This window comes from Dyella humicola (assembly GCF_026283945.1).
Classification (GTDB): Bacteria; Pseudomonadota; Gammaproteobacteria; order Xanthomonadales; family Rhodanobacteraceae; genus Dyella; species Dyella humicola.
In genome coordinates this window covers 91250-113261 of sequence record NZ_JAPDPC010000003.1, presented here as the reverse complement: position 1 = coordinate 113261, position 22012 = coordinate 91250, and the positions used below count along the sequence as shown (strand labels likewise).

The 22012-nt window shown below is 63.5% G+C and carries 19 protein-coding genes; 18 read left to right on the top strand and 1 reads right to left on the bottom strand.

Going from position 1 to position 22012, the window contains the following annotated elements:
* Position 1 precedes the first annotated feature (1 nt).
* The 12 genes from OUZ30_RS17145 (at position 2) to thrC (ending at position 14221) form a co-directional block, all read left to right on the top strand.
* Complete coding sequence (locus tag OUZ30_RS17145; RefSeq protein WP_266183657.1) at positions 2-1987, top strand: bifunctional 2',3'-cyclic-nucleotide 2'-phosphodiesterase/3'-nucleotidase; 1986 nt, start codon at positions 2-4, stop codon at positions 1985-1987.
* A 324-nt stretch (positions 1988-2311) separates the two neighbouring features.
* Entirely contained in the window at positions 2312-3091 is a 780-nt protein-coding gene (locus tag OUZ30_RS17140) for a transketolase (RefSeq protein WP_266183656.1), read from the top strand.
* Positions 3088-4002: a transketolase family protein gene (locus tag OUZ30_RS17135; RefSeq protein ID WP_266183655.1), complete on the top strand. Its 915-nt coding sequence runs from the start codon at positions 3088-3090 to the stop codon at positions 4000-4002. Before OUZ30_RS17140 ends, OUZ30_RS17135 begins: the two co-directional genes overlap by 4 nt.
* A complete protein-coding gene (locus tag OUZ30_RS17130) occupies positions 3999-5963 on the top strand; it encodes an NAD-dependent epimerase/dehydratase family protein (RefSeq protein ID WP_266183654.1) in 1965 nt (654 codons plus the stop codon). Before OUZ30_RS17135 ends, OUZ30_RS17130 begins: the two co-directional genes overlap by 4 nt.
* Positions 5964-6029: 66 nt before the next feature.
* The gene (locus OUZ30_RS17125; RefSeq protein ID WP_266183653.1) at positions 6030-6992 is read left to right on the top strand and encodes a class I SAM-dependent methyltransferase; all 963 of its coding nucleotides are present in this window, start codon (positions 6030-6032) and stop codon (positions 6990-6992) included.
* Positions 6989-7375, top strand: a complete 387-nt coding sequence (locus OUZ30_RS17120; RefSeq protein ID WP_266183652.1) for a GtrA family protein — start codon at positions 6989-6991, stop codon at positions 7373-7375. Before OUZ30_RS17125 ends, OUZ30_RS17120 begins: the two co-directional genes overlap by 4 nt.
* A gap of 109 nt (positions 7376-7484) precedes the next feature.
* Positions 7485-8984: a hypothetical protein gene (locus OUZ30_RS17115; RefSeq protein WP_266183651.1), complete on the top strand. Its 1500-nt coding sequence runs from the start codon at positions 7485-7487 to the stop codon at positions 8982-8984.
* A gap of 14 nt (positions 8985-8998) precedes the next feature.
* Positions 8999-9817 (top strand): class I SAM-dependent methyltransferase, encoded by an 819-nt coding sequence (locus OUZ30_RS17110; RefSeq protein WP_266183650.1) that lies wholly within the window; start codon positions 8999-9001, stop codon positions 9815-9817.
* Positions 9818-10225: 408 nt separating this feature from the next.
* Positions 10226-10471 carry a hypothetical protein gene (locus OUZ30_RS17105; protein ID WP_266183649.1) on the top strand — a complete coding sequence of 82 codons (246 nt, stop codon included), beginning with the start codon at positions 10226-10228 and terminating at the stop codon, positions 10469-10471.
* Between the two features lie 371 nt (positions 10472-10842).
* On the top strand, positions 10843-11940 hold the full coding sequence (locus OUZ30_RS17100; protein ID WP_266183899.1) for a homoserine dehydrogenase family protein: 1098 nt from the start codon (positions 10843-10845) through the stop codon (positions 11938-11940).
* Complete coding sequence (locus OUZ30_RS17095) at positions 11937-12911, top strand: homoserine kinase (RefSeq protein ID WP_266183648.1); 975 nt, start codon at positions 11937-11939, stop codon at positions 12909-12911. Before OUZ30_RS17100 ends, OUZ30_RS17095 begins: the two co-directional genes overlap by 4 nt.
* Entirely contained in the window at positions 12908-14221 is a 1314-nt protein-coding gene (thrC, locus tag OUZ30_RS17090) for a threonine synthase (RefSeq protein WP_266183647.1), read from the top strand. Before OUZ30_RS17095 ends, thrC begins: the two co-directional genes overlap by 4 nt.
* Before the next feature lie 181 nt (positions 14222-14402).
* Here the strand turns inward: thrC and OUZ30_RS17085 are convergent, their stop codons facing one another.
* Entirely contained in the window at positions 14403-14972 is a 570-nt protein-coding gene (locus tag OUZ30_RS17085; RefSeq protein WP_266183646.1) for a hydrolase, read from the bottom strand.
* Positions 14973-15144: 172 nt separating this feature from the next.
* Here OUZ30_RS17085 and OUZ30_RS17080 point away from each other — a divergent pair, with 172 nt between their 5' ends.
* The 6 genes from OUZ30_RS17080 (at position 15145) to leuB (ending at position 21998) form a co-directional block, all read left to right on the top strand.
* Positions 15145-15762, top strand: coding sequence for a TetR/AcrR family transcriptional regulator (locus OUZ30_RS17080; protein ID WP_266183645.1), 618 nt, complete (start codon positions 15145-15147; stop codon positions 15760-15762).
* Between the two features lie 385 nt (positions 15763-16147).
* On the top strand, positions 16148-17803 hold the full coding sequence (locus OUZ30_RS17075; protein ID WP_266183644.1) for a 2-isopropylmalate synthase: 1656 nt from the start codon (positions 16148-16150) through the stop codon (positions 17801-17803).
* Positions 17800-18738: a branched-chain amino acid transaminase gene (locus OUZ30_RS17070; protein WP_266183643.1), complete on the top strand. Its 939-nt coding sequence runs from the start codon at positions 17800-17802 to the stop codon at positions 18736-18738. The genes OUZ30_RS17075 and OUZ30_RS17070 overlap by 4 nt, the downstream gene beginning before the upstream one ends.
* Positions 18738-20147: a 3-isopropylmalate dehydratase large subunit gene (leuC, locus tag OUZ30_RS17065; RefSeq protein WP_266183642.1), complete on the top strand. Its 1410-nt coding sequence runs from the start codon at positions 18738-18740 to the stop codon at positions 20145-20147. The genes OUZ30_RS17070 and leuC overlap by 1 nt, the downstream gene beginning before the upstream one ends.
* Before the next feature lie 172 nt (positions 20148-20319).
* Entirely contained in the window at positions 20320-20904 is a 585-nt protein-coding gene (leuD, locus tag OUZ30_RS17060; protein WP_266183641.1) for a 3-isopropylmalate dehydratase small subunit, read from the top strand.
* On the top strand, positions 20901-21998 hold the full coding sequence (gene leuB, locus OUZ30_RS17055; protein WP_266183640.1) for a 3-isopropylmalate dehydrogenase: 1098 nt from the start codon (positions 20901-20903) through the stop codon (positions 21996-21998). The genes leuD and leuB overlap by 4 nt, the downstream gene beginning before the upstream one ends.
* The last annotated feature ends 14 nt before the right edge of the window (positions 21999-22012 follow it).

The following is a 22012-nucleotide window of genomic DNA, read 5'->3' as shown; positions in this document are numbered from 1 at the left end:
CATGACCCCTCGCTTCCTCCCCCTCGCCGCCCTGACCGTGGCCGTGCTGGCCGGTTGCGCCAGCCAGATGCCCAAAACGACGGCCGTGCTGGATGGCAGTCGGGCGCAGGTGGCGATCCTGGAAACCACCGACGTCCACGCCAACGTGCTCAGCTACGACTATTACAAGCAGCGCGAAGACGACTCGATGGGCTACGAGCGCACCGCCACCCTGATCCGTCGGGCTCGCACGCAATATCCCAACAACTTCCTGTTCGATAGCGGCGACACCATCCAGGGCAGCGTGCTGGCGGACTACCAGGCCCAGGTCAAAACCATCGGCTGCGACGAGGAGCTGGGCATCTACCGCGCCATGGACGCGCTCGGCTACGACGGCGGCACCGCCGGCAACCACGAGTTCAACTACGGCCTGGGTTTCCTTTCCCAGGTCACCGGCACGCCCATGAACGTCGAGGGCGGTCGTACCGAGCGCTGCGCCGGCCCGCGCTTCCCGCTGGTGCTGGCCAATGTGTTCAGTGCGCGCGACGGCGCCCCGATCTTCAAGCCGTGGACGGTGGTGCAAAAGGACATCAGCGTCACCGCGCCCGATGGCAGCAGCCATAGCGTGCCCCTGAAGATCGGCATCATCGGCTTTACGCCGCCGCCGATCATGGAGTGGGACAAGCAGAACCTGGCCGGCAAGGTCACCGTGACCGGCGTGGTCGAAGCGGCCAAGCGGTACCTGCCCGAGCTGGAAGCCCAGCACCCCGACCTGATCGTTGCCATCCTGCACGGCGGCCTCAACGTCGATACCTATACCCCGGAGATGGAGAACGGCGGCTGGCATCTTGCCGCCGTACCCGGCATCGACGTGCTGCTGCTTGGCCACGCTCATACCGAATTTCCGGGGCCGCGCTATGCCGGCATGCCGGACGTCGATGCCGAACGCGGCTTCATACGCGGCGTCCCGGCGGTGATGGGCGGCTTCTTCGGCAAGGACCTCGGCCTGATCGAGCTGGCGCTGGCTCGCCAGGGCGGCCGCTGGGTGATCGACAAGAGCCAGACGCACAGCGAAGTGCGCCCGATCTGTCCGCAGAAGAACGAGTGCGTTCCCGCCGACCCCACCATCGCCCCGCTGGTGGCTCAGCCGAATCAGGCCGCCGTGGCCTACGTGAACACGCCGATCGGCCAGACCCGCGTGCGCATGAGCAGCTACTTCGCCGACGTGGGCAATATGACGGCGCTGGCGCCGATCAACGCCGCCATGCGTGACTACGTGCAGCGCGAGCTGCCCAAGGCGCACCCGGAACTGGCCACGCTGCCGGTGCTGTCCGCCGCCGCCGCGTTCCGCACCGGCTTTGGCGGCCCGGACGACTACACCGACGTGGCGCCCGGCCCGCTCACCCTGCGCAGTGCCGCCGACCTGTACTTCTATCCAAACACCCTCGCGGCCGTGCAGGTCGACGGCGCCGGCCTCAAGACCTGGCTGGAGAAGTCGGCCGAACGCTTCAACCGCATCGACCCGAACAAGGAAGGTTGGCAGTCACTCGTCATCGATCACTACCCCGGCTTCAATTTCGACCAGATCCAGGGCGATATCACCTACGTCATCGACGTGTCGCGCCCGGCCGGCGAGCGCATCGTCAAGCTCAGCTGGAAGGGCAAACCGGTGACACCACAGCAGCGGTTCATTGTCGCCACCAACAATTACCGCGCCAGCGGCGGCGGCAATTTCCCCGGCCTGGACGGCAAGAACATCGTGCTGGGGGCACCCGATGGCGCCCGCGAGATCCTGGCCAAATGGCTGCAAGCCCACCAGACCATCAGAGCCAAGGATCTACCAGTCACTTCCTGGCATTTCGCACCGCTGAAGACGCGCGGCGAGGTGGTGTTCAAGGGCGCCGCAGGTAAACAGGACATAGCACGGGAGGCCGGCGTCACCTCCGTTCGCGAACTGACGGACAATGGCGACGGCACGGCGGTTTACGCGATCGACCTGGCACATTGAATATTTGCGCGTCCCGAGCCCGATCCGGCGCCAGCTGCGAACCTGTCAACAGGCACTTAGCTCGCCGTTGGGCCGCACTTTTTAGACCGTTGAAACCGGGATGACCCGCAAGACAGTCGGCTGCTTGGCCGGTTCGACAATTTACGTGTCGGGATGTCCTGGCCACGCCGCGTCGTTGCCGGGCATTACCAAGGAGGCGTCCCGCGGGTTAATGTGGGGTTACGGTAAACGATGAAATCGAGCTAATGTCCGGCATAGCCTGTTTTGATGGGTTGAGCCGGAACCTCCAGGTACTGGAGCGGGCGGATCACGTCGAGGGTGAGCATGAAATCGTCGCTAGACGCCAAACGCTTATCCATCATACGTAGCCGGCTGATACGCATGCATTTCGAGAGCGGCATCGGGCACATCGGCGGCAACCTGTCCTCGATCGATGTACTGGCGCTGCTGTTCAACGAACGCATGGGCCAGGACGACCTGTTCGTGCTTTCCAAGGGCCACTCCGCGGGTGCGCTTTATGTCTCGCTATGGAGCGCGGGCAAGCTGACGGACGAGGATCTACAGACATTTCATCGCGACGGTACCCTTCTGGCCGGCCACCCGCCTGCCAACGGCATCCGTGAAATCCTATTCGCCACGGGCAGCCTGGGGCATGGCCTGTCGCTGGCCGCCGGCACGGCGCTGGCCCTGCGCTTCAAGGGCTCTTCTGGCCACACCTATTGCCTGACGTCGGATGGCGAATGGCAGGAAGGCTCAACCTGGGAAGGGCTGATCTTCGCCGCCCACCATCGCCTGACCAACCTTACCGTGCTGATCGACCACAACGGATTGCAGGGTTTTGGCCATACCAGCGAGATCGCCTCGATGTTTCCACTGTTCGAGCGGCTGAAGAGTTTCGACATCGACATGCATGTCATTCCCGGCCATGACCTGGACGCCATTCGGGCGGCGCTCGATGCCCCCACCGACCGTCTCAAATGCATCGTCCTGCAGACCGTCAAGGGCAAGGGCGTGTCATTCATGGAGAACCGCATGGAGTGGCATTATCTGCCGCTCCAAGAGGCGGATTACCGCCAGGCGCTCAAGGAGCTCGGTGGCCTATGAGGAAGCAGCTCTGTGATGCGCTGGTGGCGCGCGCGGGCAATCCCGGCATGGTGTTTCTTACCGGCGACCTCGGGTTCATGGCGCTCGAAGCCTTGCAATCGGCGCTGGGTGACCGATTTGTCAACGCAGGTGTCGCCGAGCAGAACATGATTTCGGTGGCCGCCGCCATGGCTCGACAGGGCTTGGACGTCTGGGCCTACAGCATCGCGCCCTTCTGCTATGCACGGCCGTTCGAGCAGATCCGCAACGACATCGCTTTCCATCGCCTTCCCGTGCGCTTGGTTGGCAACGGCGGTGGCTACGGTTATGGCGTCATGGGGCCGACCCACCACGCGATCGAGGACTATGGCGTTCTGCTGACACTGCCCAACATGCGAGTGTATGCGCCCGTGTTTGACGAGGACGTCGCGGCCGTCATCGACAAGGCCGGCAAGGACACACAGGCGACCTATATTCGTTTGGGCCGAGGGGAACCGCCTCAGGGCTATGCCGTCCCCGACTACGCTGCCTGGCGGCCATTGCTGAGCGGCGGGGGCGCGCCCGTGATTGCCGTGGGCCCCTTGGCAGGCACGTACATCAAAGCAATCCAGAACCTACCGGCCGCGCGCAGACCCAACCTGTGGGCGCTGTCGGAGCTGCCGCTGACCCTCAATCCTCCTCCTGCCGCGCTCATCGAGCAGATGCTTGCCAGCGGACGGATATATGTCGCCGAAGAGCATGTCGCACAGGGCAGCCTGGCCTCCGAGCTGGCGATCTACCTGCTGGAACGCGGCATGTCGGCAAAGTTGATCCATCTCCACGCGCGCGCCCACCACTACGCCAGATATGGCTCCCAGGCTTATCTCAGGGCGCAATCCGGCTTGGACCCGCAGAGCCTTCTCAACGCCATCGGGGCGGCTGAAAGACTATGAGCGACCTGAATAAGCATATCCGCGCCCTGCACGGCCCCATTCTGGTGACCGGTAGCGCCGGCTTTATCGGTGCCAACCTCTTCCACAAAATCTTTGCGCAGCGCAGCGATGTGTTCGCGGTCGTGCAATACACCCGCAACTGGCGCCTGGAAGGCGTTCCCGATGAAAACATCGTGGTGGCGAATGTCAATGATCATGTCGCACTGAAGCACCTCGTCGATCAGGTCGGACCGCGCACCTTGTTCGACTGCGTCGCCTATGGCGCCTACTCCTTCGAGCAGGACCCGCGACTGATCTATGAAACCAACTTTCAATCGATCATCAGCCTCACGACTCTGCTCGCCGATCGTCCGATCAGCGCCTTCGTCCATGCCGGCAGCTCGTCGGAATACGGCACCAACAGCGCCGCGCCTGCGGAGACCGCACGCTGCGAGCCAAACAGCCACTATGCGGTTTCCAAGGTGGCGACAGCGGAATATCTACGCTATCTGGGCAAGGAGCATCGATTTCCCTGCGTCAACCTTCGCCTGTATTCGGTCTATGGACCTCTGGAAGACGGCTCGCGGCTAATGCCGAATCTGCTGCACAAGGCGCTCGGCGGAACGTTGCCACCCTTCGTGGACCCGAAGACGTCGCGCGATTTCGTGCATGTCGATGATGTATGTGCAGCCTTCATCTACGCCGCCGGGAAGATGAACCCTGAGTTGTATGGGGAAGACTTCAATATCGGCTCAGGCACATGCACCACCATCGCGGAGTTGGCCGCCCTCACGCGAGACCTGTTCGGCCTATCGGAGGAGCCGAAGTTCGGAGCCATGGAAGCCCGCTCGTGGGACCGGGCGGACTGGTACTCCGACTCGTCCAAAGCGCAGGACATGCTGGGATGGCGCGCCCGGATCCCCCTTGAAGAGGGACTTAAAGCGACCGCAACGTGGGTCGCAACGCTAAGCGAAGACGATCTCGTGCAGCGTTCGAAGCAGCAGACGAACAGAAAGCGGCGGAGCATTTCCGCCATCATCGCCTGCTATAAGGACGAACAGGCGATTCCGGTAATGCACCAGCGCCTGAAGGAGACATTCGCCCGCCTGGGCATCGATCACGAGATCATCTTCGTCAACGACTGTAGCCCGGATAACAGCGCCGCCGTGATCCAGGCGATCTCTGCCAATGACCCTCATGTCATCGGCATCTCCCATGCCCGCAATTTCGGCTCGCAAATGGCCTTCCGAAGCGGGATGGAACTGGCTTCCAAAGACGCCGTCGTCCTGCTGGACGGGGATCTGCAAGACCCCCCGGAACTGATCGAGGCTTTCTTCGAAAAGTGGGAAGAAGGGTTCGACGTGATCTACGGCAGGCGCGTGCAACGCGAGATGCCCTGGCAATGGGGGCTACTTTACAAAGCGTTTTATCGGGTCTTCGCCGCATTCAGCTACGTCAATATTCCACTCGACGCCGGCGACTTCTCGCTGATCGACCGGAAAGTCATGCAATGGCTGCTGGCCTGCCCGGAACGCGACCTGTTCATGCGCGGACTGCGTGCCTACGTGGGCTTTAAGCAGGTCGGCGTCGATTATGTGCGGCCGGAACGGATGTTCGGCCGCACCACCAATACCCTGTCGAAGAACATCGACTGGGCCAAGAAGGGGATTTTCTCCTTCAGCAACGTGCCGCTCACCCTGCTGACGACGGCCGGATTGGCTTTGCTCGGACTCTCGGTCGCGACCGCAATGGCCGTCGCGATACTTCGCATTTTCTGGCCGGACATCGCCCCCCGTGGCGCCACCACCATGCTGATCGCCATCCTGATGTTCGGATCACTGAACCTGTTCGGCATCGGCCTGGTCGGCGAATACATCGGCAAGATCATGATTGAAGTGAAACAGCGACCACGCCTTATCCGCTCCGCCTTGATTCGACATGGCACGGTAACTCCGCAAACGGCAAAGCCCGGCCTGGATTGATCGCCTGACGGCACGCTGCCACCCGGCATGCCCGGAAACCTGACGCAGGCCTCCTGGATACCTTGCATGCAGAGCAAAACGGTCGCAAATGGAACGCAACTTGTGGACCGCTTATCGCGGTCTTGCCCGGTTTGCGGCAGCTCATCCGAGAACGCGCGATGCTTTCTCGAGGAGCGGATGGACCCGTCCCGCTTGAACGAATTCAGCTTTGCATCGCGCAAGGAGCCGGAGTTCTTCAATTACCGGATGGTGGAATGCCAGGCATGCCATGTCGTGTATGTGGATCGCCCACCGTCCCAACAGGCCTTGCATCAGGCCTACCACGTGGCCAACTACGATAGCTCCGAAGAGGCCAATGACGCTGCCGCCGCGTATCTGCGCGAGCTCGAACCGGTATTGGAGCGTGTGCACCACGGTGCCGCCTTGGAAATCGGGACGGGCACCGGAGTCGTCCTGGAAGGGCTCGCAGCGAAGGGATTTCCGCGGGTGCTGGGCATCGAGCCTTCGACTGCCGCCATCCTGGCCGCGCCAGCCCATCGCCAGGGCTGGATCAAGGAGGGTATCTTCCTTGAAAGCGACTATTTGCCTGAATCGTTCGATCTGGTCTGCTGCTTCATGACGCTTGAACACGTCCGCGAACCGCTGGAAATCGCGGAATCCGTGTGGCGGCTGCTGAAGCCAGGCGGTGCCTTCGTCGCGGTCACGCACGATTACAGAAGCGCCGTGAACCGCCTGCTGGGGCGGCGTTCGCCGATCATCGATGTTGAGCATATGCAGCTCTTTTCGCAGGGAAGCATCGCGACACTTTTCCGCCGGGCCGGCTACCGCGATGTCGACGTCCGCCCCTTCACCAACCGCTACTCCATTTCCTATTGGACGCGTCTGATGCCATTCAGCCCACGCCTGAAGCAAGCTGCCGTACCGATGTTGGCCGCGCTCGGGCTGGCTCGCAGAAAGTTTTCGTTGAATGTCGGGAACGTCATTGCCGTCGGCTTCAAGCCAGTGAGCGGGGCACAGTCGGCTTCATGAAGCTCGAGAAACGCTTCATCACGTTCCTGCTGGTCGGTTTGTTGAACACCCTGTTCGGCTTGGCCGCCTATGCCATCCTGATTCACGTAAACCTTCCCATCTGGCTCGCACTGATCGGCGGCAATGTGGCGGGCATTGCCTTCAACTTCTTCACCACCGGCCACCTCGTCTTCTCGGATATCGCACTTAACCGACTACCGCGTTTCGTGACGGCATATCTGGCTTGCTACGTCCTCAACTACGTCGCCATTAGAATCTTGGTGTCGCTGCATCTGGGCGCCATCAAAAGCCAGGTGCTCCTGGCGCCGGCGATCGCGGTCACGTCGTATTACCTGATGTCCCAGTACGTCTTCGGTCGGAGTACCGCCGAACGCCCTGGCTGATGGCACCGGCAACTGAACCTTGAGGAGGGTGGCTTTGGGACACTCAACTATTCGCAGCCAAGGTGCGTCAACGGAGATCGCGCGCGCAGCGCTCTTCGGAGTCATCGCGGTGGCCATCCTGTTCGCCTGGGAGGGCAGGCAAGGCTTCAGCCTTTGGGACGAAGGCTACCTCTGGTACGGCGTGCAGCGCGTGATGGCCGGCGAGGTCCCGATACGCGACTTCCAAGCCTATGATCCCGGTCGCTATTACTGGAGCGCCCTGCTCATGCGGATCACCGGGGCTGAAGGCATCGTCGCCTTGCGCTATACCCTGGCGGTCCTGCAAGCGGGCTCGCTTGCTGCGGCACTCGGCTGGCTGGCTGCCACCTGCACCAAGCGTGGCAATACCTTCTACTTAGTGGTCTGCGCGTTGACCCTCGTGGCCTGGATGGTGCCTCGCCACAAGTCATTCGATATCTCGATCTCGATCGCACTGGTCTGCGTGTTGGCGTGCTGGGTACGGCGCCCCGTCGGCTTCAATTACTTTCTGGCCGGCCTGATGGTGGGACTGGCCGCCTATGTCGGCCGGAACCATGGCATGTACGGCGCCGTGGCCAGCAGCGGGGTCTTCTTCTACCTGGCGTTGCGCTGCGAGGACTGGGGCCGATGGCGCAGGGGCCTGCTGATGTTCGTCCTGGGCGGTTTCGCCGGCTACTTGCCGATGTTAGCCACGATGTTCCTGGCTCGCGGCTTCACGCCGGCCTTAATAGATAACGTCAGGTTTCTTTTCGAGATCAAAGCGACCAACCTCCCGTTACCCGTTCCCTGGCCATGGCGCAGCCGATTTGGGATCGTCTCCATCACGGATAGCCTCCGGGATCTCGTCGTTGGGTTATTTTTTGTTTCCATCTTGGTGTACGGCTGCCTATCGACGGCCTATGTCCTGGTGTCTCGCTGGAACAGGCGGCCAGTCAAACCTCTGCTTGTCGCTTGTGCATTTTGCGCGATCCCCTATGCGCATTACGCGTTCTCCCGCGCTGATACATCGCATCTTGCCCAAGGCATCTTTCCCACCCTCATTGGCATGCTCGTCTTGGCGGGAATCGCATCACCGTGGCCACGCGCCCTCATCGCGGCCCCGCTCTGCGCGCTCAGTCTCTTTGTCACAGCACCGATGCACTCCGGCTGGCAGTGCATGGGCGCCAGGAACTGCACATTGCTTGTGGTCGGCAGCGACCGCATCCGGGTTGATCGCGGAACCACGAGCGATGTTTTGACATTGCGCAAATTACAGAGTGACTTCGCACCCGATGGACAATCTTTTTTCGTGATGCCGTTCCTGCCTGGCGCCTATGCGCTGCTGGGCGCAAAAGCACCGACATGGGAGATATTTACGGCATGGCACCGCGACGAAGCTTTCCAGAAGGCGGAGATCGCCCAACTCAAAGCTGCAAAGCCCGCGTTTGTGCTGATACAGGAGACATCCCTGGACGGCCGCGACGAGCTTCGCTACAAGACTACGCACCCTCTCATCGAACGCTATGTTCGTGACAACTACATTCCAGTTAATGGGTACACGGACAATCCGACTTATCAAATCTACCTCCGGGGGAACTCGGCACCGAGATAGTCGAAGAAGAATGCTTGACCTCTGCAATTTTGGCCGCGTCGAAGTTACCCCCCATCTGCGTGCTCGCTGTTCAAATAGAACAGCCCGATGAAAAATGGAACGCTATGATGACCGAGAGAAAGAAGAATATTGATGTCTTCGACCAAGATGTAGCCTCCAAGGGTGGCTACCTCTACACAGATCAAGCGAGGCTTTCGAGCCGCCTTGCCAATGCTCGTATTAGCGGCGCCATTCTTTCGGCTCTCGATTTTGCTGGGCAACGCGTTGTCGATCTTGGTTGCGGAGACGGAAGCTATACAGTCGAAATCGCCCATGCGGGAGTACGACACGTTACCGGTATCGATCCTGCCGCCGGGGCGATCGAAATGGCGCGCAAACGCGCGCTGGAATTTGGAGCTGGTAACAGCGAGTTTGCGATTTATAGCCTATACGACCTCCCGAGCAGCATGGACGACACATTCGATATTGCTGTCCTGCGCGGCGTGCTCCACCACTTGAGCGATCCTGCGAAAGCGGTTGCCATTGCATTGCACCTTGCGAGACGCGTCGTCATTCTGGAGCCAAATGGACTCAACCCTGTGCTGAAGCTTATTGAGCGCACATCGCAATACCACATCGAACATGAAGAGCAATCCTTTACACCTAGCTCTGCTGCGCGCTGGTGCCGCAAGGCCGGTGCGCACTCGGTACATTGGTCGTTTCTAGGTCTCACTCCTATGTTTTGTCCCGATTGGATGGCCCGTACGTGTAGCCTCGCCGAACCCGTTATAGAGAAAATCCCTGGACTTCGCTCCATTTCCTGTGGTCAATACGTGATGGTCGCAGAACGCTAAAGCCACAACTTTTCAGTTGAAGATTTACCATGCACTGAGAACGAATCAGCGCCCGGCTCAAGGGCAGCCCCTCGACTGCGCTGGCGAAGATGGGAAGGGTCGGCGCCCTACAGACCCGATTCGGCGATACGCCGAAGGCAAGCGCTGCGGTCAGGGCGATGGCGCTGACATTCCTGGATGCGTCAGCGGTAAACTTTGAAAGTATCCAGTTGGGCAAAATGGGCTGACTGTGACCGGACATGTGCATGCTTGGGCGGCCAAGCCCGTTATAGGGGTTCGACGGCGCGATCCAGCGGGCCACGACGTGCAGCGGCAACCATGCAGGCTGCTTCGCCATCACTTGTGGCCTCTTCGGGTCGGCGTAGACTCTGCCGCCGCACGGTATCGACCCACCCAGGACCCAACACGATGGCTGACGAAAAAAAGTACTGGTTTCCCGCCAAACGTTACGGCTGGGGTTGGGGATTACCCATCGCTTGGCAAGGTTGGGTGGTCATGCTGGCCCTTTTTGTCCTGCTGGCCGTCGGCGGCGCTCTTCTTCAGCCTCATCGCGGGAATGGCTTGTTTCTCATCTATGCCGGCGTGCTTTGCGTCGTGCTCACCCTCGTCTGCTGGCTGAAAGGCGAGCCACCGGGATCGCGCCGGGGCGAGTAACCGCTTATCTGCTTGGCCGTCCAAAGTTTCATATGTACCTATTGACTGCGGTGCAGCAATCGACCTAAGGTCGGGCTCATGTCGCCGCTATCCGCACCCGCACGAATCGCTTTCTGCCCGGCTCCCGTCGGTCAGACGCTGCTTTGCGCCGACGCCATGACCATCGCCACCACCACCACGACCACTATTACCACTGGGTCGGGGTGGGAGTCCGTGCGCGATTAAGTAATCAACGCAACGGCCCCGCCCTCGATGAGGCGGGCCGGCGTACACCACCGAGACCGCCAGCGAGCACGGGCCCCAACCTGGAGGCCAACGTGAACCTTGCTGCATCCCCATCTGCTGAACAGCCGTCGCTGCCGCCACATGCCATGGCGCTGCCGACGATCACCGCACGCCAACGCGTGCTCGCCGTGGGCCTGATCGGACCCGGCCGTGTCGGCAGCGCCCTGCTTGACCAGCTGCGAACCGCCCAGCCTCGCTTGGCGCGCGCCGGCCTGGAGCTGAAACTCTGCGGCGTCGCTGCCAGCCGCCGCATGTGGCTGGATGCGGATGACCCGGAACTCAATGGCCGCCATGACAGCGCGCAAACCTGGCGCCCCAGTGACCTGGACGAATTCGCCGCTCATGTGCGCGGCACCGATGGCCGCCATGCCCTGTTGATCGATTGCAGCGCCAGCGATGCGGTGGCCTCGCGCTATGCGGACTGGCTGGCCGCCGGCCTGCATGTGGTGACACCGAACAAACTGGCAGGCAGCGGCCCGATGCGGCGATTGCAGGCCATCCGCTCGGCGTGCGGCGTGGGCACGCGCTTTCGCTACGAAGCCACCGTCTGCGCAGGCTTGCCCGTGGTGCAAACGCTGCGCGACCTGCTCGACACCGGCGACGCCTTGCTTGCCGTCGAAGGCATGTTCTCCGGCACGCTGGCTTGGCTTTGTCATCGTTACGACGGCAGTCGCCCGTTCTCCGCCCTGGTGCGCGAAGCGCATGCGCTGGGCTATACCGAGCCCGATCCGCGTGACGATTTGTCTGGCCTGGACGTGGCGCGCAAACTAGTGATCCTGGCGCGCGAAGCGGGCTGGTCGCTCTCGTTGGAGGATGTCGACGTGGAAAGCCTGGTACCGCCGGAACTCGCCGCCCTGCCGGCCGATACGGTGATGGAACATCTTGATCATCTGGATGCGCCGATGGCCGCGCAGCTCGCCAAGGCCAGGGCACAGGGCGGTGTGCTGCGCCATGTCGCCAGCCTCGACGCGCATGGACATGCCAGCGTGCAGCTCGCGGTGTTGCCGGCAGCGCATCCCTTCGCACATACGCGACTCACCGACAACATCGTGCAGTTCACCACCCATCGCTATCGCGAAAACCCGATGCTCGTACAGGGACCTGGCGCCGGGCCGGAAGTCACGGCCGCTGGCGTGTTCGCCGACCTGCTGCGTATCGCCGAAGGGCTCGAGGTGCGGGCATGAATGCGCAACTGGTCGACCCCGTGCCAGCCCCGCAACGCGCGCTGAGCGCGCAGGCGATGGCCTATGCCAGCGTGGGCAACGTGGCGGTGGGCTTCGACATCCTGGGACATAGCGTGGCCGGCGCTGGCGATCGTGCGGTGGTGCGACGCATCGATGAGCCCACCGTGCGTATCACCGCCATCCATGGCTGCGTCGCCGATCTGCCACTGGAAGCGAGCCGCAACACCGCGGGTGCGGCCCTGCTCTCGCTGCGCAAGGCGCTCGGCCTTCGCCATGGTTTCGAGCTGGAGCTCTACAAGGGCATCGCTCTTGGCTCCGGCATGGGCGGCTCCGCTGCTTCATGCGTAGCCGCCCTGGTCGCCGCCAATGCACTGCTCGAACGTCCGCTTCCGCGTGAAGCGCTGTATGGCTTTGCGCTCGACGGCGAAGTCGTGGCCAGCGGCAGCCGCCACGGCGACAACCTCGGCCCGATGTTGCTGGGTGGACTGGTCCTGTCCACGCGCGAGCGCCTGCTGCGCCTGCCGGTACCCGACGCATGGCATTGCGCCCTGGTGCATCCGCATGTGGTGCTGGAGACGCGTGAATCACGTGCCGTGCTGGCTGAAGGGTTCGCGCTGCACGACGTGGTGGCGCAGCATGGAAATCTCGCGCTGGTGCTTATCGGTTGTCAGCGCGGTGATGCCACCCTGGTACGCGAAGGGCTCAAGGACGTACTGGTGGAACCCCGCCGCGCGCCCCTGGTGCCGGCTTTTGCACGAGTGAAGCAGGCCGCACTGGATCATCACGCTCTCGGCGCCAGCATCTCCGGCGGAGGCCCCAGCGTCTTCGGCTGGTACGAACGTCGCGAGGATGCCGAGCACGCCGCGGCTGCGATGGTTGCCGCGTTTGCCGAGGCCGGCATTGCCAGCGACCCGTTCGTCTCGCCCATCAACGGGCCGGCGGCGGATCTTCTTGAGGGGAGCACGGCATGAGTGAGCCGCTGCTTTATCGGAGCACGCGTGGTGGTCGCCATGCCGCCCGCATCGACGAAGTCATCGCGGCTGGCCTGGCGCCCGATGGCGGCCTGTATGTACCGGAGGCCCTACCCCGCCTCGATCCCGCCGCCTTCGACCCGCATGGCTCGCTGGCCGATACCGCAGTTACCTTGCTCACCCCGTTTTTCGCCGGCAACGCCTTGGCCGATGCCCTGCCCGCCATCTGCCGCGAGGCGCTGACTTTCGACGCGCCGCTGCGTCCGTTGCCGCACCGCGAGGGCGCTGGGATGCTGGAACTCTTCCACGGTCCTAGCGCGGCCTTCAAAGACGTCGGCGCGCGCTTCCTGGCGGCGTGTTTTCGGCGCTTGCGGCCGGTGGGCGCGCCACCGCTCACGATTCTGGTCGCGACCTCCGGCGACACCGGTGCTGCTGTCGCTGCCGCTTTCCATCGCCAGCCCGGCGTGCGCGTAGTGATTCTCTACCCCGATGGCCGTGTCTCACCGCGACAAGCCCATCAGCTGGGCTGCTTCGGCGACAACGTGCTGGCCTTGCGCGTGGCTGGCAGCTTCGATGACTGCCAGCGCATGGTGAAGTCGGCGCTCAACGACGAGGCCCTGCAGGCGCAGGTGCCGCTGTCCTCGGCCAACAGCATTAGCCTGGGTCGCCTGTTGCCGCAGATGAGTTATTACGCGCATAGCGCGCTGGGTTGGTGGCGTCGCCATCGCACGCCGCTGAGCTTTATCGTGCCCACGGGCAACCTGGGCAATGCGTTGGCCTGCGTGTGGGTGCGGGAGATGGGCTTGCCCATCGGCGAGATCCACCTGGCCTGTAACGCCAATATGACGCTCAGCGATTACTTCGATGGCGACCCGTACGCGCCTCGCCCCGCGATCCCCACGCTGGCGAACGCGATGGACGTGGGCGCGCCCAGCAATTTTGAACGCCTGCGCTGGACCTTTCCCTACGATGCCGAACTGCGCGCCGAACTGCACGCGAGCAGCGTGGATGACGAGCGCATCGCGGAAACCATCGTCCGCCACGCTGAGAACCACCACGAGATGTTCTGCCCGCACACTGCCACGGCCATGCATGTGCTGGACCGATTGCCTGGGGATGATTCCGCCTGGGCGGTAGTGGCCACGGCGCATCCCTCCAAGTTCGAGACGGTACTGGAACCGCTGCTAGGCTTCTCGTTGGAGGTCCCGCCGGCCTTGGCCGCCATGCTGGAGAGGCGAGCTACGGCGGAGCCGATGGCGGCGGAAGATGCGGTGTTGAAGGGGTGGTTACGAGGAAGGGTCGCGGCGTAAGCCATTGCTCATCGTTTCCAACGCCATTTACTCCTCATGTGCGTATTCGCCCGCTTCGTAGGCGGCAAGCTGGCCACAACGCTCAGTTGCAGCGTTGTGGCGAGCACCCGCCCCTCATCCCGCCCCTTCTCCCCGGCGGGGAGAAGGGGCGGGATGAGGATGACCCGGTGGCCGGCGACCCTCAGCCCAGCGCCCCCAACACTTCCGCCGTCGACCGCACCAAGCCCAACCGCGGAAAAATATGCTCCACCGCGAACTGGTGGTGCTCCGCGCTGCTCGAGCTCATCGCATCCTCGACCAGGACCAGTTCGTAACCCAGTTCCCAGCCGAATCGGGCCGTCGATTCCACGCCGATATTGGTGCTGATACCACCGAGCACGATCCGCTTGATGCCGCGGCGACGCAGCTGCAAGTCCAGTTCGGTGCCGTAGAACGCGCCCCACTGGCGCTTGGTGATCAGGATGTCACTATCGGCCACGTCCAACTGCTCGGCGAAATCCCACCAGTCGGCCGGCAACGGGCCCTTCCCCATCGGCGCGTCGACCGGCTGATGGGGAGCATCGCCGCCGTCGGCGGACCAGCCCACCCGCACCAGCACCACGGGGGCCTTCAGCTCGCGGAAACGCGCTGCCAGGCGGCCACCACGTTCGAACACCTCTTGCGAGGTATGCGGGCCGCCGGCGTACGGGGCGATGCCCTTTTGCAGATCGATCAGCACCAGCGCTGTCGTGCTGGGGTCAAGCTTGTCCATGGTCTTAGCTCCACGTGGTTTGGCTTCGAGTGGCGGCACAAGGCTTGCTCGACAGCCCAAGGTGAAAGTAAATGCGTTGTCGCCGCACCGTTCCGCCAGCGAAGTTACACGCCTTGGCGGCGGCCCGGTAAAATCACAATGTGAGGACAACCTCACCTAGGAGTTTATGAGGATGGCCTCACGTAATTCAAGTCTGGCCGGTCGCTCGCCGCAACGTCGGCGTGGTCACGAACGCGTAGCGGCGCTGCTCGCGGCGGCCTCTGGGCGCTTTGCCGAGAAAGGTTTCGATGCCTCCACCATGACCGAGATCGCCGCCCGCGCGGGGGCATCCATTGGCTCGCTGTACCAGTTCTTTCCCACCAAGGAGTTATTGGCCGAAGCGCTGATGGCCGAACATGGCGAGGCGCTCAACACGCGCATGGAGCGCTTGGTCGCGCAAGCCTCTGGCTGGGATACGGAGGAACTTGCGGCACGATTGATCCGCACTTTTGCCGACTATCGCCGCCAGCATCCCTCGTTCGTCGCCCTGACCGAAGCAGCCGGATCCCTGCCACCTTCACTGTCGCGCGCCATACGTCAGCGCATGCGCGACTATCTGTGTCAGATTTTGGCTATCCATGCCCCCGGCCTTGCGGCCGGCGAACTGCGCCCTGCAGCCATGGTGGTGCAGCAATTGATGAAGGCTGCAGTGGCCCTCCAAAACGAGCAACCGGCGAGCTTGCGAAATGCGGCGCAAGCCCAGCTGCGGAGCGCCCTGGCGAACTATCTCAAGTCGCTCACCAGCGACTGATGTCGAACGTGCCTCAGAGGCACTGGGGACGTCTGGCCATCTGGACGTCCGAATGTGATCGGCAACGCGCCACATTAAAAATTTCAAAAGAAACTGTTGACAACCCGTATTGGGGCCCTTTACGTTCGACTACATGTCGCAACGCAGCAACCATGACCGCATAGCCGAACCGATCCGTCTTCCGACGGTCGCGGGACTGCTGCGACTTCGCAACAACCTCCTTCTTGCCCTTGTACTCGTACTCCTTATTACCAACGGAGGTGCGGGCTGAGGGCGTGTGTCCAGGTAACTAGAAATAACCTGAATACGACCAAAGAACCCCGCACCCGGTAACGGATGCGGGGTTTTTTATTGCCCCCAGCGACGCGCCTAGCGGAGCTAAGTGATGACCCAGCACAACCCGACGAACGAGAACAGCGACGTGACGGACGTAGCGGCCGAGCGCGTGCGGATCTTCGACACCACCTTGCGCGATGGCGAGCAGGCGCCCGGCTTTTCCATGGACCGCCGCGCCAAGCTGCGCCTGGCGCACGCGCTGGAAGCGCTGGGCATCGACGTCATCGAGGCGGGCTTTCCACACGCTTCGCCGGATGACTTTTGCGCAGTGGCGGAAATCGCCCGGGCCCTGCGTGGACCCACCATCGCCGGCCTGGCGCGCTGCCAGGCCGGCGATATCGACAGTGCCGCGCGCGCGCTGGAAGGCGCCCGCCACTCCCGCATCCACCTTTTCCTGTCGACCAGTCCGCTGCATCGCGAGCACAAGCTGGGCATGAGCAAGCAGCAGGTGATCGATACCGCCTGCGCATCCGTCGCACGGGCCAAGGGGCTTTGCGACGAGGTGGAATTCTCGGCTGAAGACGCCATGCGTACCGAGCCGGAATACCTGATCGAAGTATTCAGCGCCGCCGCCGCCGCGGGCGCCACCACGCTCAATGCGCCCGATACGGTGGGTTACATGACACCGTCAGAGATCGCCGAGCGGTTCGCCCATCTGCTCAAGCACGTGCGTCGCCCGGAACATGTGATCTTCTCAAGCCATTGCCACGACGACCTCGGCATGGCGGTCGCCAATAGTTTGGCCGCCGTCAGCGCTGGCGCGCGCCAGGTCGAGTGCACCATCAACGGCATTGGCGAGCGCGCCGGCAATGCCTCGCTGGAAGAAGTGGTAATGGCGCTGCGTGTGAGGCGGCCGCATTTCGGCGTCGATACCGGCATCGACACGCGCAAGCTTTATCCCACGTCGCGTCTGCTGACCCAGCTCACCGGCCAGGCCGTGCCGCGCAACAAGGCGGTGGTGGGCGAAAACGCCTTCGCGCACGAGTCGGGCATCCACCAGCACGGCATGCTCAAGCACCGTGGCACCTACGAAATCATGCATGCGCAGGACGTCGGCATGGGCGAGACGCGCCTGGTGCTGGGCAAGCACTCCGGTCGCCACGCCTTGCGCCAGCGTTTGCAGGTGCTGGGTCATGCGCCCGACGAGACCGAGATGGACGTCATCTTCGCCCGCTTCAAGACGCTGGCCGACAAGAAGCGCGAAGTGCATGACGAGGACCTCGAGGCCATCGCGTTGGGCCACGATCCTGAAGCCACCGGCCCCTGGCGCATCACCCAGCTCAATACCAACTCGCATATGGGCGGCAGCGCCTCTGCCTCGGTGCGACTGACCCACGACAGCGGTCACGAAGTGGGCGAAGCCGCCATCGGCGACGGCCCGGTCGATGCCGTGCTGCGTGCGATCGAACGCGCCACCGGCACCGCACTCGACGTCACCCAGTTCCAGGTGCGCGCCGTCAGCGAAGGTGGCGATGCGCAAGGACAGGCCCAGCTCACCGCGCGCCATGCCGAACGCGACTGGCGTGGCAACGGCGTCAGCACCGACATCATCGAAGCGACCGCGCATGCCGCGCTCGCCATCGTCAACCGCATCGAGCGACAGGGTGCCCCGCGCAGCGATGCCTCGATTGAAGAGTGCGGTCATGGAAGGCCGCTTTTTGACCTGGGCGCGAATGGACGCGCGCAAAAGGAGACGATCGCATGACCACGCCCTTCCTCTGGCATAACGGCCAGATCAAACCCTGGACCGAAGCCACGGTCCACGTCAGCACCCATGCATTGCACTATGGCTCCTCGGTATTCGAAGGCGAGCGCGTGTATGCCACGCCGCAGGGTCCAGCGTATTTCCGCCTCGCCGATCACACGCGCCGCCTGTTCGAGTCCGCGCGCGTTTACGAGATCGAGATCGGCTACAGCGAAGATGAAATCAACACCGCCTGTCACGAGCTGATCCGCGCCAACCGCATGAAGTCCGCCTATGTGCGACCGATCGTTTTTCGCGGCGCCGGCGGCCTCGGCGTGCTGCCGAAGGCTGATGCACCGATCGACGTGGCGGTCATGGCGCTGGAATGGGGCGCTTACCTGGGTGACGCGATCGAACACGGCGCCGACGTGTGCGTGTCGTCGTGGCATCGGCCGGCGCCGAACACCTTGCCGAGCTGGGCCAAGGCCGGTGGCAACTACCTCAACAGTCAGCTGATCGCGCTCGAAGCGCGTCGCGGCGGCTATGCCGAAGGCATCGCGCTGGGCCATAACGGTCTGCTCAGCGAGGGCGCGGGCGAGAACCTGTTCCTGGTGAAGAACGGCAAGCTGCTGACGCCGCCGACCAGCGCCGGCATCCTGGCCGGCATTACGCGCGAGTCGGTGATCACCCTCGCCGGCGAGCTGGGTATCGCGGTGGAAGAACGCGACCTGCCGCGCGAAGCGCTGTACACCGCCGATGAGATCTTCATGACCGGCACGGCCGCCGAGATCACTCCGGTGCGTTCGGTGGACCGCAAGCAGGTGGGCGCCGGGCGTCCCGGTCCGATCACGCGTGCCCTGCAGAAGGCCTTTTTCGGACTGTTCGACGGCTCCACGCCCGACCGCTGGGGTTGGCTGTCGCCAGTGAAAGTCGAAGCCGCACAGGAGGCCGCGTAATGGCCAAGACTTTGTTCGAAAAAGTGTGGGATGCGCATGTGGTCGCTGCCGAGAGCACCGACACGCCGGCGATTCTCTATATCGACCTGCACCTGGTGCACGAAGTCACCTCGCCGCAAGCCTTTAGCGAACTGCGCGAGCGCGGCCTGAAGCTGCGCCGTCCGGATCGCATGCTGGCCACGCTGGATCATTCCACCCCTACGCTGCCCGCCGGCGCCGATGGTGAGCGCCCTTACGCGAACGCTGAAGCCAAAGCGCAGGTCGCGCAGCTAGAGACCAACTGCCGCGAGTTCGGCGTCGAACTGCATGGCTGGGACAGCAACGATCGCGGCATCGTGCACGTGATTGGCCCTGAGCTAGGCGCCACCCAGCCGGGCATGACCATCGTCTGCGGCGATAGCCACACCTCGACGCATGGCGCGTTCGGTGCGCTGGCCTTCGGCATCGGCACCACCGAGGTCGGTCATGTGATGGCCACGCAATGCCTGCTGCAACGCAAGGCGAAGACCTTCGCGATCCATGTGGATGGCCAGCTGCCGGCGGGCGTGGGCGCGAAGGATCTGATCCTGCACATCATCGGCGAGATCGGCGTGGACGGCGGTACCGGCTACGTCCTGGAATACCGCGGCGATGCCATCGAAGCGATGTCGATGGATGAGCGCATGACCGTTTGCAACATGTCCATCGAGGCTGGCGCACGCGCTGGCCTGATCGCGCCCGACGACACCACCTTCGATTGGCTCAAGGGCCGTCCCCGCGTGCCGCAAGGCGCGGCATGGGACGCCGCGGTGGCACGCTGGCGCGCACTGCGCAGCGACGACGGCGCCAGCTACGACCGCGAAGTGCGCATCGATGCCAGCAAGGTGCGTCCGACTGTCACCTACGGCACCCACCCAGGCATGGCGATTGCCATGGACACGCCGGTGCCGGCCGCGCGCAACGCCCAGGAAAAGCGCGCGCTGGACTATATGCGCAGCGAGGCCGGCAAGCCGATGCAGGGCACGCCGGTCGACGTGGTCTTCGTCGGCAGCTGCACCAATTCGCGCCTGTCGGATTTGCGCGAAGCCGCCCAGGTGTTGCGCGGCCGACGCGTCGCCGATGGCGTGCGCATGCTGGTGGTGCCGGGTTCCGAAGCGGTGCGCCGAGATGCCGAGCGCGAAGGCCTGCATCACGTCTTCACCGAGGCAGGCGCCGAGTGGCGCGTGCCGGGTTGCTCCATGTGCATCGCCATGAATGGCGATCTGGCGCAGCCGGGGCAGTTGGTGGTGAGCACGTCCAATCGCAACTTCGAAGGCCGCCAGGGCAAGGGTGCGCGCACGGTGCTGGCCAGTCCGGCGACGGCAGCGGCGTCGGCGCTGGCGGGGCGGATTGCCGATCCGCGTGAGTATTTGACGGAGGTGGCGGCATGAACGCGCGCGCTTTTCTTCCTCTCCCCTCCGGGGAGAGGACTGAGGTGAGGGGTCACGCTCGCCTCAGTCCAACTTCAAAGCGCGCTTCGATGTGCGCTACGGCGAGCACCCGCCCCTCACTCCAGCCCTCTCCCCACAGGGGAGAGGGAGTTCATGCTTCGGAGGTTTTTTAATGCGCCCCATCACCCGCCTCCACTCCCGCACCGCGGTGCTGCCGGACGAGAACATCGATACCGACCGCATCATCCCCGCGCGTTTCCTCACCACCACCGAGCGCGTTGGCCTGGGCAAGTTGTGCTTCAACGACTGGCGTTATCAGGCTGACGGCAGCGACAACCCGGCATTCCCGCTGAACCAGCCGCAGGCCACGGGCTGTTCGATCCTGGTCGCGGGACGCAACTTCGGTTGCGGCTCGTCGCGTGAGCACGCGCCTTGGGCCTTGCTCGATTACGGCATCCACGCCGTGCTGTGCAGCGAGATCGCGGACATCTTCCGCAACAACGCGCTGAAGAACGGCTTGCTCGCCATCGTGCTGGACGAAGCCGAACACCGCTGGCTGCTCGAGCACCCGGGCGTCGAGCTGAGCATCGATGTGCGCGAGCAGTACATCGCCTTGCCCGACGGCGGGCGCATTCACTTCCAGATGGAGCCGTTTGCGCGCCATTGCATCCTCAACGGCGTCGACCAGCTCGGTTACCTGCAGCAACACGCCGATGCCATCACCACCTATGAACAACGCACGGAGAAAGCCGCATGAGAGCGCAGATCGTGATCCTGCCCGGCGACGGTGTCGGCCCTGAAGTCACCGCAGCGGCCGTGACCGTGCTCGACGCGGTGGCCGCCCACTTCGACCACAGTTTCCATTTTGACGAGCACCTGATCGGCGGCTGCGCCATCGACGCCACCGGCGAGCCCTTGCCGGCCGCCTCGCTCGACGCCTGCAAGGCCGCCGATGCGGTGTTGCTGGGCGCCGTGGGTGGCCCGCAATGGTCGGACCCGAATGCAGCGGTGCGTCCAGAACAAGGCCTGCTCGCACTGCGCGCCGCGCTCGGTGTTTATGCGAACCTGCGTCCCTTGCAGGTACATCCCAGACTGGCCGCGCTGTCGCCGCTGAAGAACGAAAAGCTGAAGAACGTCGACGTGCTGTTCGTGCGCGAACTTACCGGCGGTGCCTACTTCGGTGCAAAGACGCGCACCGTGGATACCGCTATCGACGAGTGCAAGTACACCGTGGCCGAAGTGGAGCGCGTGGTGCGTCGCGCGTTCAACCTGGCACGCGGCCGGCGCAAGCATGTCACCTCGGTCGACAAGGCCAACGTGCTGGAGACTTCGCGCCTATGGCGCAGCACGGTGCAGCGCATCGCCGCCGAATACCCCGATGTGAAAGTCGAACACCAGCTGGTCGACTCGATGGCCATGCTGCTGCTGACCCAGCCGTCGCGCTACGACGTGGTGGTCACCGAGAACCTGTTCGGCGACATCCTCACCGATGAAGCCGCGGCGCTGGCCGGCTCGCTGGGCCTGCTGCCATCCGCCTCGATCGGCGAAGCCAAGGCCGGCCTGTACGAACCCATCCACGGTTCGGCGCCGGATATCGCCGGCCAGGGCGTGGCCAATCCGATCGGCACCATCCTGTCCGCGGCCATGTTGCTGCGGCATTCGCTGGAGCTGGAACAGGAGGCCGCCGCGGTCGAGGCCGCCGTGGCCGAGGTGCTGGAGCATGGTCCGCATACCCGCGATATCGGCGGCCAGGCGACGACGACCGAAGTGTTGGAAGCCGTACTTTCCGCGCTCGACGAACAGGCGTGTCACGCCGCGTCCTTCCTGCGTTGGGGGCGCGCCTGCGGATGAGCACCGATCACGTC

What these genes read in the sequence shown, in the direction of transcription:
- OUZ30_RS17145 (WP_266183657.1), top strand. Translation starts at nt 2, where the DNA reads ATGACCCCTCGCTTCCTCCCCCTCGCCGCCCTGACCGTGGCCGTGCTG.
- OUZ30_RS17140 (WP_266183656.1), top strand. Translation starts at nt 2,312, where the DNA reads ATGAAATCGTCGCTAGACGCCAAACGCTTATCCATCATACGTAGCCGG.
- OUZ30_RS17135 (WP_266183655.1), top strand. Translation starts at nt 3,088, where the DNA reads ATGAGGAAGCAGCTCTGTGATGCGCTGGTGGCGCGCGCGGGCAATCCC.
- OUZ30_RS17130 (WP_266183654.1), top strand. Translation starts at nt 3,999, where the DNA reads ATGAGCGACCTGAATAAGCATATCCGCGCCCTGCACGGCCCCATTCTG.
- OUZ30_RS17125 (WP_266183653.1), top strand. Translation starts at nt 6,030, where the DNA reads ATGCAGAGCAAAACGGTCGCAAATGGAACGCAACTTGTGGACCGCTTA.
- OUZ30_RS17120 (WP_266183652.1), top strand. Translation starts at nt 6,989, where the DNA reads ATGAAGCTCGAGAAACGCTTCATCACGTTCCTGCTGGTCGGTTTGTTG.
- OUZ30_RS17105 (WP_266183649.1), top strand. Translation starts at nt 10,226, where the DNA reads ATGGCTGACGAAAAAAAGTACTGGTTTCCCGCCAAACGTTACGGCTGG.
- OUZ30_RS17100 (WP_266183899.1), top strand. Translation starts at nt 10,843, where the DNA reads ATGGCGCTGCCGACGATCACCGCACGCCAACGCGTGCTCGCCGTGGGC.
- OUZ30_RS17095 (WP_266183648.1), top strand. Translation starts at nt 11,937, where the DNA reads ATGAATGCGCAACTGGTCGACCCCGTGCCAGCCCCGCAACGCGCGCTG.
- thrC (WP_266183647.1), top strand. Translation starts at nt 12,908, where the DNA reads ATGAGTGAGCCGCTGCTTTATCGGAGCACGCGTGGTGGTCGCCATGCC.
- OUZ30_RS17085 (WP_266183646.1), bottom strand. Translation starts at nt 14,972, where the DNA reads ATGGACAAGCTTGACCCCAGCACGACAGCGCTGGTGCTGATCGATCTG.
- OUZ30_RS17080 (WP_266183645.1), top strand. Translation starts at nt 15,145, where the DNA reads ATGGCCTCACGTAATTCAAGTCTGGCCGGTCGCTCGCCGCAACGTCGG.
- OUZ30_RS17075 (WP_266183644.1), top strand. Translation starts at nt 16,148, where the DNA reads ATGACCCAGCACAACCCGACGAACGAGAACAGCGACGTGACGGACGTA.
- OUZ30_RS17070 (WP_266183643.1), top strand. Translation starts at nt 17,800, where the DNA reads ATGACCACGCCCTTCCTCTGGCATAACGGCCAGATCAAACCCTGGACC.
- leuC (WP_266183642.1), top strand. Translation starts at nt 18,738, where the DNA reads ATGGCCAAGACTTTGTTCGAAAAAGTGTGGGATGCGCATGTGGTCGCT.
- leuD (WP_266183641.1), top strand. Translation starts at nt 20,320, where the DNA reads ATGCGCCCCATCACCCGCCTCCACTCCCGCACCGCGGTGCTGCCGGAC.
- leuB (WP_266183640.1), top strand. Translation starts at nt 20,901, where the DNA reads ATGAGAGCGCAGATCGTGATCCTGCCCGGCGACGGTGTCGGCCCTGAA.